This window comes from Paenibacillus hemerocallicola, from assembly GCF_006265175.1.
In the GTDB taxonomy this organism is placed as follows: Bacteria; Bacillota; Bacilli; order Paenibacillales; family NBRC-103111; genus Paenibacillus_AB; species Paenibacillus_AB hemerocallicola.
The window spans coordinates 19,491-37,211 of sequence record NZ_VDCQ01000085.1 but is presented as its reverse complement, the minus strand read 5'-3'; the positions used below and the strand labels follow the sequence as shown (position 1 = coordinate 37,211).

Genomic DNA, 17,721 nt, shown 5'->3' with positions numbered 1-17,721 from the left:
GTCGATTCTTAACACTGTCTACTTAAAGGGGATAATATCAGCCTCTCTCCTGGCGGTTTGTCGGCTGGCGCCGCGATTAAGCAAGCGGGAATTGGAGCGCGTTCCATTCGCGCAGCTCCAGCGTGCGAGCGCCTTCGGCCACGACCGGGTCCGCTTCGGCGAGCGTTTTCGCTTCTTCCGGGGAATCGGCGCGGTAAATGACCATGCCGCCTTTTTTGTCCGCAAAAGGGCCGGCCATGACGACTTTGTTTTCCTTGTACAGCTTGTCGAGGTAGTCGAGATGGGCGGGACGGACTTTGGCGTTCAGATCGGCATCGATAATCGTAAGCATTGCGACATACAGCATAGCGGCTTCGAGCTCCTTTCGAGTAGGCGGGCCGTTTGCCGGCCCGGCGTTGCTTCCTCTTGCATTGTACCTTTTCAAGCGTCCGATGAAAAGGGGGACGCTCCAGCTGCAGAGCCGAGCTGACCCGGACTCGGGAGACAGCCATGCTGCGGGAGGACTGGCTCCCGGGGAGATCCCGAACGGCAGACCGTTTACACAGGCTTGATGAATAGGGGATTCCGTTTGTGCTACAATGGCATCAATCGGCTCCCCGATTTGGCGTGCCGGAAATAACGGAAACGAGTACGACGAAGAAAGGATAGCCCATACGGGAGGCGACCCTCATGACCGATGGACATAACGACGAGAAGCTGCAGCTGGAGCGAGCCGCCGTCCGCGAATTTATTCGGCTGTACAATGGCCGGAATTCCGTCAAGCTGCGGCTATTGTACCAGCACGACCGCCCCGATGCCGTATTGCAGGATTCGCGGGGAAGCAAAATCGGGCTTGAGATTACCCATCTGTTCTACGACGCCACCGAAGCGAAGGCGCTTCTCGGCCGTCGGGACGGGAGCATAACCGGTCCGTCCGGTCCGATTACGCTGGCGCATCTGATCGCGAAGCTGAACGAGCTGATCCGGCGCAAGGAGTCGAAAAAGCAGGCATACGATCCGGCTTATCCGATCTCGCTGCTCATTCGCAACGCTTCGCCTACGTTCCGCTTAAGCGAAATATGGGCGGCCCGGGAACACATTCGCAAGCCTAACGATTCGTTTCTGGATACATGGTTTTTGACGCGGGACGGTACGCCGGATTGGATGCTGGTCAATTTGGACGACCTGTAGGATAAGCAATGTCGCCAATGTGTCCCGGCTGGATGCAGCCCGAGGAGCAGATCGCAGCACGCATCAAGAATCAGGCATCGCGTGGACCGCAAGCGAATCGGCAACTGCCGTCCGTTGTGCCTCCGCGGAGTAAAGTGGTATACTGTAGAACAAGTTTCGATAACGAACCAATATGAAGAGGTGAATCCTATGGACCGTATAGCAAGCGTGGAGCAATTCAAGGAAATCACGAACCGGGATTCGTTCTCGGTAGTCAAGTATTATACGACCTGGTGCCCGGACTGCAAAAATCTGGACCGGTTTATCGGCGACATCGTGACCGAGCATGCGGACAAGCAATGGTTCGAGATGGATGCCGAGCAATTTCAGGAAATCGCCGAGGAGAACGAGGTGCGGGGCATTCCGAGCCTACTCGTCTACCGCAACGGGCAAAAGGTCGCGCACTTGCACAGCAAGTTTGCGAAGACGCCGGATCAGGTGCGGGAATATTTGAACGCTTTGCCGCAAGCGTAAACGAAGCGATTCGCACAGCAGCACGCCGTAGAGGGCGCTGTGCGGATCGCTTTTTTTTGAACGTTTTTGGATCCAAAGCGGATTAATGAACCAAAGTACGTTAATATGAACAGCGTTTCGGAAGGCCGTTCTCTTTGCGAAAAGTCGTCACGCGGACGCGACGGTAAGGTCGCCCGGCCGTAACGATAGGTATGTCGGAACCAAGCTTCGACATACCGGCAGCCGACGGAGAGTCATGGAACCGACGGCCGCCTTCCAACTGACCTGCAAAAGTGCAGGCAGATTCGGTCAAAAACGGCTTCAGCCGGCTATCTGCCTGTAAAAGTGCAGGTAACTTCCCGGAAATAACCGTATTAAGCGAGTGAAGGCGCGATCTGCCTGCACATTTGCAGGTAAAAGGGTCAACAAGGTCGAAGGCGGACCAAAAAAGATGCACAATTGCAGGCAGCCTCCGGACGTACCCGATGCCGGGATTGTTCCCGCCGCTCGTAGCGCTGTCGCGCGGTCCGACATTGTCTGACGGCTGTCACCGGCACAATTGCGCGCCTCAGCCGCAGGGCGTTCCCTTCGCGGAAGTCCGGATCGAAGACTACACGATCGAGGTTGTGGACGGCCACGGGTACGAATTTACGAAACGCTGCACCGTTAAATTCGGTTCAGTAATTGTCGATCTGCTGCTGCTTATGAGCGAATTAGTGAACTGAGGTTTGCTATTAATGAAATTGGTTCATTAACGCAAAGTCTATATGACGGTCAGAGTGTCATGCCGAATCGCTTCAGTTCGATGAACAGCGGCTCCAACTGCTTGCCTTTGTCGGTCAACGAATATTCCACACGCGGTGGGATTTCCGGGTACACTTGCCGCGATACGATCCCCTTCTCCTCGAGCTCCCGCAGCCGAAGCGTCAGCGTCTTGGCACTGATGCCGTCGAGAGACCTCTGCAGCTCCCCGAAACGGACCGTGCCGTCCAGCAGCAGGTCGCGTACGATAAGAAACGTCCACTTGTTGCTGATCGTGTCCAGCGATTTGGCGATCGCGCATTCCGTTCCGGGAGTGCCCTTGGACAACGTTATCGGTTCATCCATGCCCGTTTCCTTCTTTCTTCTGACTGGTTTCCTTCACTGTATCAAATGCCCGAATCGCTTTGCAATACATATTAGTTACTAATAAGTAACTAAGTGAAAATAAGTTCACTACTTTCCAAAATAAAGTGATGAATTTATAATATCCCTTGTAGGAAACACTATTTTTCGATGCAATCCAAGGAGGAATTAGGAAATGAACCGACTGAACACCCCATTCTCATACAAAAGCCTGCAGCTGCGCAACCGGATCGTCATGCCTCCGATGTGTCAATATTCGGTTACGGCCAAGGACGGGAAGCCGAACGATTGGCATTACGTGCATTACGCTTCCAGAGCGGTCGGCGGCGCGGGGCTGGTCATTATCGAAATGACGGATGTGGAGCCGGACGGCCGCATATCCGATTACGACTTGGGCTTATGGTCCGACGACCATATCCCGGCATATGCCCGGATCGTGAGCGCGGTTCAATCGCACGGCGCCAAGATCGGCATCCAGATTGCCCATGCGGGACGGAAAGCCGAGGATGCCGAAGTGCCGGTCGCCCCGTCGGCGATTCCGGTCGATTCCAATTCGAAGACGCCGCGCGCCTTGACGACGGAAGAAACGATGGCGATGGTCGCCAAATTCCGCGATGCCGCCCGCAGGGCGATCGCCGCCGGCGTAGATACGATCGAGCTTCACGGCGCGCACGGCTATTTGATCCATCAATTTCATTCTCCGGCGCTGAACAAGAGAGAGGATGAATACGGCCAAGATTTGTCCTTGTTCGGGGTAGAGGTGATCCGTGCGGTGAAAAGCGTAATGCCGGCAGACATGCCGCTCATCTTGCGCATTTCCGCAATCGAATATATCGACGGCGGGTACGACCTCGACCATTCGCTCGAAATCGCCCGCAAATACCGGGAAGCGGGCGTCGACATGTTCCACGTCTCGACCGGTGGGGAAGGGCCGGCGGGCAAGCGCAAGCCGGGCAACTATGCCGGCTACCAAGTACCGTATGCGCGTGCGTTCAAAGAAACGCTGGACGTTCCCGTTATCGCCGTGGGGATGCTCGACAATCCGGCTTTGGCCGATGCTACCGTAGCGAACGAGGACGCCGATCTGGTCGGAGTGGCGCGCGGCATGCTGCGCGATCCGTATTGGGCGATCCACGCGGTTCAAGCCGTAGCCGGCAAAGAGGCGATTCCGGCTCCGAAGCAGTATGCCCGAGCGTTTTGATCCGCTGGGAGCGGAGGTAAGACTTGCCGAAATTCGCGATATGCTCGTCTCCGGCAACCTTGCGCCCGTGTTTAGCGTCCATATGTAGGAAGGATCGTTAAGCGAAATGGCGATTCCCGTACAGGGCTAAGCAGCGGGAACATCGGGGGCGGGAGGATGGGAACGAATGTTCGGAAAATGGAAGCAGCTGGCTGTTGCCGCATCGTTGGCGGCGGTCTTGCTGCTCGGCGGCTGCATGAACCAGAATAAGTGCGTATGCGGCGATCCTGTCGATCCGGGAACGCCGTCCAAAACGGAGTCTAAGCAATAAATATGCTAAGCGGACCGTAAAACGTCAGCCTCGCATAACCGGGCAGAAGCCTTCCAACCTCGACAGCAGAGGGACGGGAGGCTTCTTCTCGTCGCGCCGAGAGAGCGACGGATGGATATCGGCAGCGGGGTGCATCGCGTGCATGCGGGTGGTACAATAGATGGAACGATAACCGAAGCTTTTGCGAAGCCGGTGCAGGGGGATGACTGTGAACGACTCAAGCCATAACGACTACGATACGATACGTGCGGTTCTAAGGCGGCTGCCCGAGGATAGAGACGGGGAGCGCGAGGAGCTGCTGCGGCTGGTGGACGGCTTGGAGCGCCGCGAAGCCGCCGAGCGGGAGAACGCGGAACGGCTTCAAGCCGAGAACGATAGGCTGAAGCTGGACATGCGCAAGCTGCGCACCGCTCAGGCCGGCGTCATGTCGAGCCGGCTGAGAGACGCTTTGCGGGAATAAAAAACTGCGGCGGCATCATCCGCATGCAACCTGAAAGCCTGTTGATGCAGCGTGTGGCCGTAAATAGAGGAACTGTATTCCGCTATTGCCCCAATTTCCGCTGCACGCTTGAAGATAACGGAACTGGCTTCCGTTACTTCGATTTTTCAGGGTGAAAATGGGGAGCGAACTGCGGAATAGCGGAACGGTTTTCCTTTATTTTGCAAACAACCGGAGGAACTCGAGGCAATAGCATACGCCGGTTCCGTTATTGGATGGATTCGCGGTCCGCAAGCGACCAGGGGGTCGACCGCCCTCCGTCATGCAGCGAAACACCGCGGGACGGGAGCGGCGCGCGGTGCGAAAAGCGGCGAAGACAGTCGGCTTTCACCGCTCATGCGGTACATGTGCTCTGTACGCGAATGATGTTGTCGCGGAAAAAAAGCAGAGACCCCGGCGACGGATCGCCGGGGTCGGTCTGTTTCGGTTTAAACCGAAATCACCTTGTTTGTCATTTTGAGCATCACTCCTTTCCTAAGGTGATTTCATCATAACGCATTGTCCGGCGCCGTTCCATGGAACGTTTCGTTATAACGGATTTTGCACAATCGCCGCTTCGCTGCGACCTGATTATTTCTTTTTGGTTAACGGCCGTTCCGCTTCTATCTCGACCGTTTCCCCATGTGCTATGATAGGTGTTGACAAAAACTGCCGACTGTTAAACAGGGGATCGGGTCAGGCGTGTGCAGTCTCTAAGCGCAGCGCAGCGGCGGCCAATCGGCGGCGGCATGGGAGAGGAAAACGTGATGGACCTGAACGAGCAAGCGATGATCGACGCCGGAAAGGTCGTGAGCAAACGGCGCGGGGACGTGCTGTTCCGCACGGGGGACGCCGGCGAGCATATGTATGTCGTGCTGGAGGGCACGGTGGAATTGGTTTTGGAGCAAGACGGCAACCGCATCCCGGTGGCGAAATTCGGCAAAGGCGATTTCTTCGGCGAAATGTCGCTGCTCGAAGGATTGCCCCGCAGCGGCACGGCGGTGGCGGCGGGAGAGGTGAGATTGGCGCTGCTGCACGAGGAGGCGTTCCGCAGACTGATGCTGGAGGACGGCGGGCTGGCATGGCGGGTCATGAAAGGCTTGTCGACGCGAATCCGCGGCATGAACCGGGAGCTGGTCCAGCGGATCGGCCACGATTTGCAGGAGGTGTCGGCCGCGCTGCAGCTTAACGCGGACGGCATTACGGCCGGCATCGGACGGATCGCCGCCTCGGCGGGCGAAATCGATACGAACGAGCGTCACCTGGCCTCGCAAATCAAGGAAGTGCAGCATATTTCCGGGCAGATCGGCTCGATGCTGGACTTTATCCGCAACGTGGCGTCCCAGACGCACATTCTCGGCTTGAACGCGAGCATCGAGGCGGCCCGAAGCGGGGAGCACGGGCGGGGCTTCGCGGTCATCGCCGAGGAAATCCGCAAGCTGTCGGCGCAGTCCAAGGAGAACGCCGAGAAAATCGCCGAGTTGACCGGGCAAATCGGCTACAAGATGAAGGCGATCACGTCGGCCTCCGAGGACAGCGCCAGGAAGAGCAACGAGCAGGCGGCGGCGACCCGGCAAATGGTCGAAGCCGTCGGCGAGGTAGCGGGATTGGCGGAAAGGCTGACCGGCATCGCAGATTCTCTGAAGTAGGCGGCCGGCATCGCAGATTCTCTGAAGTAGGCGGCCGGCATGCCGAATCCAATCTAAAACCACATACAAGCGGACGAGCCGTGACCGGCTTCCGCACAGCCGTCCTTTCCGCGGGGACGGCTTATACCCGTTTGCGTCAGCTCCCGAGTCGCCGCCGCCGCCGATACTTCGGACGGGCCGGACGCACGGTTTGTTTAATCGGTCTCCGGAACGGGTAATGAATGAATGTAAAGTTTATCCATGTATCGGGAGGAGCCGAATCGATCATGCACATGTTATATGAAACCGGGTCTTTTTACGATGAAATGCTGGAGCCTTGCGGGACGCCGAAAACGCACTACGAGACGGTTTACCGGACCTTGCATCGGTTGTCCTCCGACGAGCTGCGCCGCAAGCACGAGACGGCGCAGCGCCGTTTTCTGCGCCAAGGCGTCACCTTTACCGTATATAGCGACGATGCCGGGTCGGAGCGGACGATGCCCTTCGATCCGATTCCGATTATAGTGCCCTCCGACAAGTGGAGAAGGATCGAGCAGGGGATGGTCCAGCGGGTGCGGGCGTTGGATTGCTTTCTGGAGGATGTATACGGGCACCAGTTGATCGTCAAGGACGATATCGTACCGGCCCGTCTCGTACATAACAATCCGTATTATAACCCGGCTTGCGCGAGTGGGCAGGACGTGCCCCGCAACAACCGCATCTTCCTCGCGGGCATCGATCTCATTCGCGACGAGTTCGGGGAATACCGCGTGCTGGAGGACAATCTGCGGAATCCGTCCGGGCTTTCCTACGTGTATCAGAACCGCAATATCATGCGCCAGGTATTTCCCGAGCTGTTCCGCCGCCAGAAGATCACCTCGCTCGAGCATCAGCTCGGTGTCCTGCACGAAACGATGCTGGGCCATGCGCCGGTCCGCTTTCGCGGTCCGGGCTGCCCGACCGCGGTGCTGCTGACGCCGGGAGCGTACAACTCGGCTTATTACGATCACGTCTTTCTGGCGCAGCAAATGGGCATCGAGCTGGTGGAATCGAGCGATCTGGTCGTGCGGGATCATTGCGTATACGAGAAAACGATTCGCGGCTTGAGGCGGGTCGATATTATATACAGGCGCATCGACGACGATTATTTGGACCCGCTGACGTTCCGGCCGGACTCGATGATCGGCGTGCCCGGTCTGTTCGAAGCGTACCGCCGGGGCAACGTCTCCATCTTGAACGGAATCGGCAACGGGGTGGCGGACCATAAGGGGGTATATGCCTACGTTCCGGACATGATCAAATACTACTTGAACGAGGAGCCGGTAATCCCGAACGTGCCGACGCTGCAGCTGCACGATCCCGAGCAGCGGGAGTTCGTATTCGAGCGAATGGATCAGCTGGTCATCAAAAATGTCGGCGCCTCCGGAGGTTATGACATGCTGATCGGCCCCCATGCCTCGGAGGAGGAGCTCGAGCGGTTCCGGGCCAAAATAATGGCGAGCCCGGAGCAATATATCGCTCAGCCTACGGTCAAGCTGTCCCGGGCGCCGACCTATCACCATGACGATGATCGCGTCTATCCGTGCCATATCGACCTGCGCGTATTCGTCATGCATGGGCAGAGCACGCACGTGCTGCCCGGAGGGCTGTCGAGGGTAGCGCTGAAGGAAGGCTCGCTCGTCGTCAACTCGTCGCAGGGCGGCGGAGGCAAAGACACATGGGTGCTCCAGGAAAGGGGCGGCCTCGTATGCTGAGCCGTGTGGCCGAGACGCTGTACTGGATGGCGCGCAACATCGAGCGCGCGGAGAATAACTCGCGCATCATCGCCGCAAGGCTGGGGCGGCTTCCGGAGTCGTGGAATGCGGCCGCCGCCGGCGAACCGGCAGGATCCGAATCGCTTTTGCCCGAGGAAATGCGGGTCGGGGAAGCCGCGCAGCGGGAAGCGGCCGCAGGGCTGGAGGCAGCAGATAGGGCCGAAGGCGAGTGGGAGGATTTGCTGGAAATATGCGCGTCGTTCTCCGAGTACCGGAGCAAGCATACCGCCTTGGAGGCGGGCGCGATCGTAACGTATTTGACCGTGTCCGGGGATAACGTGAATTCGATCCTGAATTGCGTGGCCAATGCCCGCAACAATGCGAGATCGGCGAGGGACGCGCTCCCCCACGAATTGTGGGAGGCGTTGAACGAGATGTATTGGAACGTTCGCCAAGCCGACGGAGACGGCGCCGTGCCGCGCGATTTCCATGCGTTTCTCCAGTCGGTCAAGCAAGGCTCGTTCACGACGCATGGCGTCATCGATTCGTTGATGCCCCGTGGCGAGTCGTATTTGTTTTTGCAAATCGGCAAATGGCTCGAACGCGCCGAGAAAACCGCCCGCATTCTGAACGTCGTTTGCACCAATGCGACGAAGCCCGAGGAATGGCCGCATTCCCGCCAATATTATCATTGGCTTACGGCGCTCGAGCTGGTGGGCGGGTACGATGCTTTTCTGAGGCAGTACCCGCCGTACATGAACCCGCAGGACGTGCTGGGCTTTTTGATCGCCGATCCCGCTTTTCCGCGCTCCATCCGCTACTGCGTCGATCATGTCATCCAAGGGATCGACCGGCTGGACGAAGAAGGCGTATCGCTGTATTCGGGACAGCTGATCGAAGCGCTAACCGGGCTGAACGGGTTGTTCGGAGAAGTCCGCATCGGAGATTGGCCGCTGGACGATCTCGAGCGATTTCTGGACCGGGTGCAGGATAACTGCAATACGGTCGGCGCGCTGTTGACCGACAAGCTGCAGTCGGGCGGGTCGGCCGGAACCGAGGCGACGATGTGCATACAGGAGTGATCCGTATTCATGATTTTCAAGATCGAGCATACGAACACGTTTCATTATGAAGCCCCGGTGGATCAGAGTCTGAATCACGTCCGGCTGAAGCCGAGGACCGATGTGTGCCAGAGGCTGTTGACCTACCGGTCGGAGATCAGTCCGATGTCCATGTCCAAGGAGTATACGGATTTGTGGGGCAATCATGTGGAGACGTTTTTTATTCCCGAGCAGCACCGGACCTTGTCGGTCAAGACGACTTCCATGGTCAGCGTGCAGCGCAGCCCTTACATCGGGAGGGTGGAATATTCGCCGGAAATGCAAGATATTTTTCGTTCTTCTTTATTCCGGCAGCATTACTTGGCATTTCTGAACGAAACGCCGTACACATTCATGGAGCAGGAGCAAATCGAGACGATTATAGCCGAGGCGGGCTCCGCGGACAACCCGGTACGTCTGTCCTTGAAGCTGATGAAGCATATCCACGATACGTTCGCCTACGACAAAGAGGCGACGAGCGTAAATACGAAGGCCAACGAGGCCTACGCGCTCGGAAAAGGCGTCTGTCAAGATTTCGCTCACGTCATGATCGGCGTGCTGCGTTCGCAGGGAGTGCCGGCCCGTTACGTAAGCGGGTATTTGTACATAGGGGAAGATTCGGGGTTTGTCGGGGATGCGGCTACGCATGCCTGGGTAGAGGTCATGATTCCCGGCATCGGCTGGGTCGGCCTGGATCCGACGAACAACGTCGAAGCGCTCGGCTCCCATATCCGCGTCGGCACCGGACGGGATTATGCGGACGTCAGTCCGCTGCAGGGCGTGTACCGCGGAGGGCGCCATACGCTGGACGTACGCGTCGGCGTGACGGTTCTGGAGAAATAAGGGGATAGGGCGTCGGTTTCTAGCGGGAACCGGCGCCTTTCTTGCGCCTGCCCGATCCCCCGATTTTCCGCAGCATCGCTATGCCGAGAAGGACGAGCGGCAGCAGCAAACCGAATACGGCAGCGTACGGAGTCCATATCGTTCCGGCGAAACGGATCCCGTACACGATATCCGGGTAGACGATCAGGGCATAGATGGCGGCAAGGAAGCCGAGAGGCGCGAGCACGGACTGATACCGCTTCAGCTTGAATATTTGCGCGATCCCGACAGCCGTTACGTAGAAGGTGACGGTCGTTTTGAAATAAATGGTCAAAAACCACGTGATCGCCAACAGCGCCTCGATCCGCTGCAAAAATGAACCGATATTGATTTTCTTGGTCAGCGCGAAGCTGGGGTAAATGTTTCGTACGGTCAAATACGGCCCGAGTACGGATAAGGTCAGCACCGTGATGAGGATGATCAGTATGCCTCCGATCGTCCCGCCGAGCAGGAAGGCGCGCGTCCTTTTGGACGGATCGTCCACATGCGGGTATACCATCAGAAGCAGCACGAGCTCCAAATACGGGATGCCGATCAGCGGAAGAGAGCCCTTCAATACGGGGGCGAATCCGTTATGCATGATCGGCAGCAAATTGTCCAGCTTCATCTGGGGGAGCACGAAAAGGGTAAGAATGAATAAAAAGATCAGCACCCAGGGCAAGAAAATTTCCGCCGAGCGGGTAAACGTCTCCAGTCCGTGCTTTGCCGCCATAATGACCAAAATAATAAAGACGATATGAATCGCTTCGACAGGCGTCTCCGGCATAATTTGCGTAGCCATGAAATCCCCGATATACCGGAGCATGAATACGGAGAGAAGAAACGCATGGATAACGAAGAAAATGGCAACAACCGTCCCGAGCCATTTGCCGAGCAGCCCCTTCAACGACTCGGTCAGCGATGCGGACGGCAGCCGGCTCCCTGCGGCAGCCAATAACACGATGATTCCGAGGCCGACGGCGACGCCCAGTATGGCCGATATCCAGGCATCCTGCTTGGCTTGAGCCCCGAGCGCGGCGGGTACGAGCAGAATCGAGCTTCCGATAATAAACATGATGACGAGTATCGTAAACTGGCGCGGCGCGATTTTACCCTGTTCCACCTCCATTCCCCCTTAGGAAAGCAACTGTTCGAGCCATTTGCTGATCGGCATAAACAACCGCGTGATCAGCTGCGTCGGATTCGGCACGGCGACGTGCAGCGTATAGAAAATGCTGATGGTCAAAGCGGCGGCGAGCAAACAGGCGAACACCGCCAAATCCTTCTTCATGCGGCCGCGCACCATGGCGGGCACTTCGAGGACGGAGACGATTGCCGCGCCGGCGATCAAGCCGATTACAGGCCACACGGTCCTCACTCCTTCATTTCTTCCATAAGCGAATTCGTAATCGTTCCGATCCGTCGTATCCGGTAATCCACATGGACATCGACGGGCAGCGTCACGAAGAGCTCCTGCCAATCTCGCTTCCATTCTTTCCATTCCTTCGGATACGATTTGCGGAAGACGTTGCCGAAGCCGATAAAGTCGGTTTTCAGTCCGTTTTGCGCTTTGTTTAGCGTTTTGTTGATCAGCCGTTTGAAGTTTTCGTTAATGTGCTGGCTTAGCTCCGTTATCGATTTCGGGTTTTGCAAATCGATGCTGCAGGCAACCTCGGCGACATCCCCCTCGGCGTACAGCACGATATCGATCGCCGGTTTGCCGTCGATTACTTTCCCCTTGACCTTCGTCGTCGTGCGGATGACGTCCGTCACGAGACGGCCGCCGTTTGGGCAATCGAGATGGCCTGCCGATTCTTTGACGAATCCTTGAATGTAGTTGAAGCCTTTGCTCTCGTCGTCGGTCAGCCAGCCGATCAGCTTGTCTTTTTTGAAGGCGGCGAGACCGGCGTATTCGAGCTCGGCCGGCGGGATGATCGACTGGATATTTTGAATGATGTCGCCCTTCTCCGTATTTCCTTTGATGCGGATACCCGTAACCGCAGGGCTTTTCCCTTCCTCGGCCAAGCCGTTCACGAGCTCGTCCAGAAAAATGCCGTGGGTGGGCGCCCAAAATTTGGCCGACGTTTCAAGCGAGGAGAACAAGTTGTTGGCCGGTATTTTCTCCAGAGGAGTCAACACGTTCAAAATATCGATAGCCCGGCTGCCCTTGGCGATCGCGATGAAAAAGTCGGTGCGCGTCTCGTGTCCTCTCGACAAAAAATCCAGCGCTTCGCTGATACCGCTGCGCGCCATTTCTTCGCCGATGATCAGCATGCGCAGGTGGGACAAATAAATGCGACGGGGGGCAATCGTCGTCATTTTGCGCAGAGCCTCCAAAATGCTCGGACCGGATTCCTTGTACACGGTGATCGGCACCCGCGTACCGCTGCCGGCCGCCCTCATCGCCACTTGTCCGGGATCGACGACCTGCGCGGACACGGTGAACTGGTCCCCTGTCTTATCGATGCCGAGCCCGACCGTGATCGACAGCTCATTCAATTCGCGACGGCTCCAGCATCCCGCGAGCGCAAGGCATATGCAGCATAGAAGCGCGGCAACGGCGATTCGTTTCAGCATGTCCTGTGACTCCCTTGATGTTAATAGTTATTTCCTCGCCATCGGTTTTTTCGGTCCCGATCCGCGCTCGCGGACTTTGTTCCGCGGGCTTAGAAACCTGGGCCGCACATGCAGCCGCCATAACGGGAAGCGAATCAGGCTATCCTTGAGTCCGGCAGCCGATAGCGGCGCGAACGGAGACAGAATCGGGACGCCGAACGAACGCAGACTGCACAAGTGCAGCACAAGTGCGACGATCCCGGCGGAAATGCCGAACAAGCCGAAGGAAGCGGCCAGAATCATGAAAATAAACCGCATAATCCGGGTGGAGATGGCCAAATCGTAAGCCGGTATGACAAAGCTGGATATAGCCGTCAAAGAGACGACGATAACCATTGCCGGCGAGACGAGTCCCGCCTGAACGGCGGCATCGCCCAGCACGAGCGCTCCGACAATCGAGACGGCTTGCCCGATCGCCCTCGGCATGCGAACTCCGGCTTCGCGCAATATTTCGAACGTAATTTCCATAATCATCGCCTCTACGAAGGCCGGGAACGGAATCCCCTCCCTTTGCGCAGCCAGACTGATGAGCAGCGGAGTAGGAATCGCCTCTTGGTGGAACGTGGTCAGGGCGATGTAAAAAGCCGGGGCGAGCATGGCAATAAAAAAAGAGAGCAGCCGCAGCAGCCGAATCATGCTGAAATTGTACCGGTTGTAATAATCTTCGGCGGCCTGGAAAAATTGGATGAACAAAACGGGGGCCATCAGCACGAACGGAGTGCCGTCCACGAAGATGGCGATACGCCCTTCCAACAAACCGGCCGCGATGACGTCCGGCCTCTCCGAGCTCGTCATCGTCGGGAACAGCGAGCGCGCCTCGTCCTGAATCATTTCCTCGATATAGCCGCTCTCCAGTATGGCGTCGATATCGATCCTCTCGAGCCGCGCTCTCGCTTCGGCGACAACGCTGTCCTGGGCAATGCCGTTTATGTACGCGAGGGCTACGTCGGTATTGGTGACACGGCCGATTTGTTTCGTTTCCACCCACAGATCGGCGTCCTTGATTCTTCTGCGGACAAGCGCGACGTTCGTTCTCAAGCTCTCCGAGAAGCCTTCGCGCGGCCCGCGTACGACGGTTTCCGTCGACGGCTCGCCGACGGCCCGCTGCTCGCCGCCTCCCGTGCCGACGGCGATGCATTCGCCGATGCTGTCGAGAAACAGAACGGTATCGCCGGAGAGCAGGGCATGCTCGATCGCCTGCCACTCGTTCAAGCCGCGGACGCTTCCCGCCGACACCGGAAATTTGCTCAGCAAGGAGGTCCAGCCGGTTACGGCCATTTCCTCCGGCAAACGCGTCTCCCGGCGCAGCATTCGCTGCAGCGAGTCCACGATTCCGTTAACCGACGGCGAATCGACCAGCCCGTCCATGTAGGCGACGGCCGTCTGGATTTGCCCGGATTTTCCGAGCGGCAGGTCCCGTGTGACGAGATCGCTGCTGTTGCCGAATTGCTGTCGCAGCAGCTGTACTTTTTCCGGTAATGCCAGCTGGCTAAAGTCGTTCATTTCATGGGGCATGGCGGATCACCTGACTAAGTAACGTTTTCACCCAGTATTCACCAGACCGGGCGTTTTATACTTAATCGGCCGCAAACGGTTCTGCTCCGGCGTCGGGGCACCGCTTTAATGTGATAAAATAAATTTATTGAACCGATTAATTATATTTATTTTTTCCGGCAAAACGGATTGACAGCAATCGGGAACACCCGTTATGATGAGTACTATATTTTGGAAGGAGGTCGAGGAAGATGATCCGCGATATTCGCTCGCAGTCGTACATCCGCACGTTTGTCCGTTCCGCAACCGCATATGTCCGTTCGCTCTTCGCCGGCCTCTTCGGGTCTGCTGTCACGTAACGGCCGAATAGTTTGCATACGCAAAATCGGCCTATCCGCGCCAAAGCCACGGACGTTTTTGGAGTCCGTGGCTTTTTTGCGTTTGCATTCGGGAGCTTATTTGCGCACAAGGCGCGTTTGGAATGAAATTAATCAGGAGGAATACACCTATATGTTTACTGTTAGTAATCAAGACCTTTCTCAGGATCAACCATTGTTTTATCGGGAAGTGGAGCTGCCTGCGGGGCGGCTGCACGTGTATGCCTCGGATGCGCTGTTCGGTGCGATGGACTATAAAGTGTTCGAGATGGCGAACAACAATTTGCAAATTCCGGAACGGGTATATATGAGCTACACGCCGGACGTTCATGTCGGCGTAGGGACGTGCATCGGCACGACGGCGGTATGGAACGCCGCCGGCGGGTACGTGTCGCCCTCGATTGTCGGCAGCGATATCGGCTGCGGCATGCGCGTCCATCTGACCAACCTGCACGGGGAGGAGCTGCGCGACGTCAGACAGCGCCGCAAGCTGGTGAAGGCGATCGAATCCTACTTGCCGGTCGAGGAGCATGCGCGGGGGTACTTCTCGGATATCCGGCTGGAGCACGTAATCAAGAAAGGTCTTCACGGCCTGCCCAGAAAGTACGTGCCGGACAGCTACACGCCGCGAAAGGCGACCTCGCTTACCCATGTGGAATGCGCCAAATTCGGCTTCGACGAGGAGCATCTGGACCGGCTGCCCGAATCGGTGTGGCATCGTGCGCACCGGCAGCTCGGAACGTTGGGAAACGGCAACCATTTTGCGGAAATCCAGGAAGTTCGGATCGACGAAGGCAACCGGCATGTCGCGGAAGCGTGGGGGCTGTTCGACGGCCAGGTAATCGTTATGGTCCATTCCGGCTCGCGGGCTTGGGGCGGAGCGGTCAACCAGCAGTGCGGCGGAGAGTTGGCGAAGACGATGCGCGGTCTTGGCCTCGGTACGGCCGATCCGAAGCTGATCTTCGCGCCGCTCGAGACGGACGCCGCGCAATCGTATGTGCACCTGCTGTATTCGGCGCTCAATTATGCGGTCGTGAACCGGCACTTGATCGCTCACGGCATCCGGGAGGCATTCCGCGACGTCTTCGGCCCGAAGGCCGAGCTGTCTACGCTTTACGACTTGATGCATAATTACGCTTGGGAAGAAGAGCACAACGGCCGATCGCACTTTGTCCACCGCAAGGGCGCGACTCGGGCGCTTCCCGCGAACCACCCGGACAATCCGGCGCCGTACTTGGCAACGGGCCATCCCGCGCTCATCCCGGGATCGATGGGGACGTCGTCCTACTTGATGGTCGGCGCTCCGGGCGGACAATCGAATTATTACTCGATCTGCCACGGAGCGGGGCGAATCCGTTCGCGCAGCGCGACGAAACGGCTCGTCACCGTCGAGGAATTCAAGGCTTCCTTGCGGATAGGTACCGAATCGGAAATCGTAGTCAACCAGCGGACGCTGGAGTCGATCGTAGACGAATCGCCGCAGGCTTACAAAGACGTGGATCAAATCATAGAGAGCGTCGCGGGGGCGGGATTGGCCCGGGTAGTGGCCAAATGCAAGCCGCTCGCGACGGTAAAAGGAGCGTAACGATTATTCACAGCAATAGTATTGAAGATAAGGAATCGAGAATAGAGACGGTCGTTTCGTACGGGGAAGGGAACGGGAAGGCGATTCCCGAATATACGGAATATGCCCATGTCATCCACAGGATCCGGGAGCTGCTGAACGGGAAGTACGGGACGCCGTTTCAACTGTACGTCAGCGAAGACAACGGCCGGGACGACTTCTGGGAGCTGCTGGAGGAGGACGTTCAAGGCGGCTGCGAAGAAGTCGAGTATGTGGCCCGGGTATACGATCTGATCGAGTCCCGGGCATTCTGCTATCGCGTAGAGCCGGATCAGGCGGAGAGCGGTTATCGGGTATATCCGTCGCTGCGCAACAACGTATTCGCATATCCGGCGCAGGGAGTGGCGCTCGCGCGCGTCCCGGCGTTCCGCGAGCACGGCATTTATTGCGACGACTTCGTATTCGCCGAAAGCGACGGGGCGCTGCGCCGGTTTCTCGCATATATGCAGCGGCGGCGCCAAGACCGCGACAGCAGCCGGGTGACCGTATTCAGCGATACGCGTCACGGGATCGACCAGTCGCAGGAGCCGTTGACGCGCAAGATCGAGCGGGACGAGGTCATGATGGACGAAGCGCTGAAAACGGACATTTTCCGCTCGATCGACGAGTTTTTCGCCGAGGATAGACGTTTTTTCCGAGAGTTCCATATTCCTTACAAGCGGGGAATTCTGCTGTACGGCAAGCCGGGCAACGGCAAGACGACGCTCGTAAAGGCGATTGCGGGCAGCGTCCGGGCGCCTGCGGCTTATTGGCAAATTACCGAGCACACGAGCAGCGGCTCCATTCAGGAGGTGTTCGAATCGGCGGTCAAAATGGCCCCGATGGTGCTCATCATCGAGGATATCGATTCGATGCCGGAGCAGGTCCGCTCGTATTTCCTGAATACGCTGGACGGCGCCACCTCCAAGGAAGGCATCTTTCTGATCGGGACGACGAATTATCCGGAGAAAATCGATCCGGCGCTGATGAACCGCGCAGGCCGGTTCGACCGCGCCTACGAGATCGCTTTGCCCGATGCGGCGCAGCGCGCCCGGTATTTGCGTCAGCGGGGGCTGGCCGAAATGCTCGGGGAAGAGGCGGTGACGGACGCGGCCAAGCTGACCGAATCGTTTACGCTGGCCCAGCTGAACGAGCTGTACGTCTCGGCGGCGCTGCAGTGGCATTACGAGCGGGAGGTCCGGCTCGAAGCGCTCGTGCGCGGCATGAAGGGCGACCTGGCGAAGGGGCGCACGAACGCGTGGATGAAGGAGCCCTCCGACGGGCGAGTGGGCTTTATCGGGGCGTGAGGTTGAATCAAGAGAGCCGTCACTGCGATCGTCTCCTTGCCGTCAGGCAAGGAGACGGCAATAGTGAACCGGGTTACGCTCACAGTGAACTTCAGTGCGCTATTTTGCCCGTTCCAAGCAATTTCGCGGCAATAGTGAACCTAATTATTACTGCTTAGACCGGCTTGGTCCGCCGATAAAGCGGGAAGACAGAAATAAGGTTGAA

The 17,721-nt window shown here is 57.6% G+C and carries 18 protein-coding genes; 12 read left to right on the top strand and 6 right to left on the bottom strand.

Annotation, left to right across the window (positions count from 1 at the left end):
- Positions 1-76 precede the first annotated feature (76 nt).
- A complete protein-coding gene (locus FE784_RS36255; protein WP_139607127.1) occupies positions 77-346 on the bottom strand; it encodes a YciI family protein in 270 nt (89 codons plus the stop codon).
- 323 nt (positions 347-669) lie between these two features.
- Here FE784_RS36255 and FE784_RS36250 point away from each other — a divergent pair, with 323 nt between their 5' ends.
- The 3 genes from FE784_RS36250 (at position 670) to FE784_RS36240 (ending at position 2,387) form a co-directional block, all read left to right on the top strand.
- Complete coding sequence (locus FE784_RS36250) at positions 670-1,170, top strand: hypothetical protein (protein ID WP_139607126.1); 501 nt, start codon at positions 670-672, stop codon at positions 1,168-1,170.
- A gap of 189 nt (positions 1,171-1,359) precedes the next feature.
- The gene (locus FE784_RS36245; RefSeq protein ID WP_139607125.1) at positions 1,360-1,683 is read left to right on the top strand and encodes a thioredoxin family protein; all 324 of its coding nucleotides are present in this window, start codon (positions 1,360-1,362) and stop codon (positions 1,681-1,683) included.
- A gap of 464 nt (positions 1,684-2,147) precedes the next feature.
- On the top strand, positions 2,148-2,387 hold the full coding sequence (locus FE784_RS36240) for a hypothetical protein (protein ID WP_139607124.1): 240 nt from the start codon (positions 2,148-2,150) through the stop codon (positions 2,385-2,387).
- A gap of 49 nt (positions 2,388-2,436) precedes the next feature.
- Here FE784_RS36240 and FE784_RS36235 read toward each other — a convergent pair whose 3' ends face one another.
- Positions 2,437-2,769: a winged helix-turn-helix transcriptional regulator gene (locus FE784_RS36235; protein WP_139607123.1), complete on the bottom strand. Its 333-nt coding sequence runs from the start codon at positions 2,767-2,769 to the stop codon at positions 2,437-2,439.
- A gap of 193 nt (positions 2,770-2,962) precedes the next feature.
- Here FE784_RS36235 and FE784_RS36230 point away from each other — a divergent pair, with 193 nt between their 5' ends.
- From FE784_RS36230 to FE784_RS36205, 7 genes are all read left to right on the top strand, one after another.
- Positions 2,963-3,988 carry an NADH:flavin oxidoreductase/NADH oxidase gene (locus tag FE784_RS36230; RefSeq protein WP_139607122.1) on the top strand — a complete coding sequence of 342 codons (1,026 nt, stop codon included), beginning with the start codon at positions 2,963-2,965 and terminating at the stop codon, positions 3,986-3,988.
- 166 nt (positions 3,989-4,154) lie between these two features.
- A complete protein-coding gene (locus tag FE784_RS41350; protein WP_176706766.1) occupies positions 4,155-4,298 on the top strand; it encodes a hypothetical protein in 144 nt (47 codons plus the stop codon).
- 208 nt (positions 4,299-4,506) lie between these two features.
- Positions 4,507-4,758 (top strand): hypothetical protein, encoded by a 252-nt coding sequence (locus FE784_RS36225; protein ID WP_139607121.1) that lies wholly within the window; start codon positions 4,507-4,509, stop codon positions 4,756-4,758.
- Positions 4,759-5,543: 785 nt separating this feature from the next.
- Positions 5,544-6,425 carry a methyl-accepting chemotaxis protein gene (locus tag FE784_RS36220; RefSeq protein WP_246132344.1) on the top strand — a complete coding sequence of 294 codons (882 nt, stop codon included), beginning with the start codon at positions 5,544-5,546 and terminating at the stop codon, positions 6,423-6,425.
- Between the two features lie 266 nt (positions 6,426-6,691).
- The gene (locus FE784_RS36215; protein ID WP_139607119.1) at positions 6,692-8,158 is read left to right on the top strand and encodes a circularly permuted type 2 ATP-grasp protein; all 1,467 of its coding nucleotides are present in this window, start codon (positions 6,692-6,694) and stop codon (positions 8,156-8,158) included.
- Positions 8,152-9,240 carry an alpha-E domain-containing protein gene (locus FE784_RS36210; protein WP_176706765.1) on the top strand — a complete coding sequence of 363 codons (1,089 nt, stop codon included), beginning with the start codon at positions 8,152-8,154 and terminating at the stop codon, positions 9,238-9,240. The genes FE784_RS36215 and FE784_RS36210 overlap by 7 nt, the downstream gene beginning before the upstream one ends.
- Positions 9,241-9,249: 9 nt before the next feature.
- Positions 9,250-10,101, top strand: coding sequence for a transglutaminase family protein (locus FE784_RS36205; protein WP_139607117.1), 852 nt, complete (start codon positions 9,250-9,252; stop codon positions 10,099-10,101).
- Between the two features lie 19 nt (positions 10,102-10,120).
- Here FE784_RS36205 and FE784_RS36200 read toward each other — a convergent pair whose 3' ends face one another.
- The 4 genes from FE784_RS36200 to FE784_RS36185 are packed head-to-tail and all read right to left on the bottom strand — an operon-like array spanning position 10,121 to position 14,250.
- Complete coding sequence (locus FE784_RS36200) at positions 10,121-11,242, bottom strand: GerAB/ArcD/ProY family transporter (RefSeq protein WP_176706764.1); 1,122 nt, start codon at positions 11,240-11,242, stop codon at positions 10,121-10,123.
- A 12-nt stretch (positions 11,243-11,254) separates the two neighbouring features.
- Entirely contained in the window at positions 11,255-11,488 is a 234-nt protein-coding gene (locus FE784_RS36195) for a hypothetical protein (RefSeq protein WP_139607115.1), read from the bottom strand.
- Between the two features lie 5 nt (positions 11,489-11,493).
- A complete protein-coding gene (locus FE784_RS36190; protein WP_139607114.1) occupies positions 11,494-12,696 on the bottom strand; it encodes a Ger(x)C family spore germination protein in 1,203 nt (400 codons plus the stop codon).
- 27 nt (positions 12,697-12,723) lie between these two features.
- Positions 12,724-14,250: a spore germination protein gene (locus FE784_RS36185; RefSeq protein WP_139607113.1), complete on the bottom strand. Its 1,527-nt coding sequence runs from the start codon at positions 14,248-14,250 to the stop codon at positions 12,724-12,726.
- A gap of 489 nt (positions 14,251-14,739) precedes the next feature.
- Here FE784_RS36185 and FE784_RS36180 point away from each other — a divergent pair, with 489 nt between their 5' ends.
- Positions 14,740-16,191, top strand: coding sequence for an RtcB family protein (locus FE784_RS36180; RefSeq protein WP_139607112.1), 1,452 nt, complete (start codon positions 14,740-14,742; stop codon positions 16,189-16,191).
- On the top strand, positions 16,158-17,516 hold the full coding sequence (locus tag FE784_RS36175) for an AAA family ATPase (protein ID WP_139607111.1): 1,359 nt from the start codon (positions 16,158-16,160) through the stop codon (positions 17,514-17,516). The genes FE784_RS36180 and FE784_RS36175 overlap by 34 nt, the downstream gene beginning before the upstream one ends.
- The last annotated feature ends 205 nt before the right edge of the window (positions 17,517-17,721 follow it).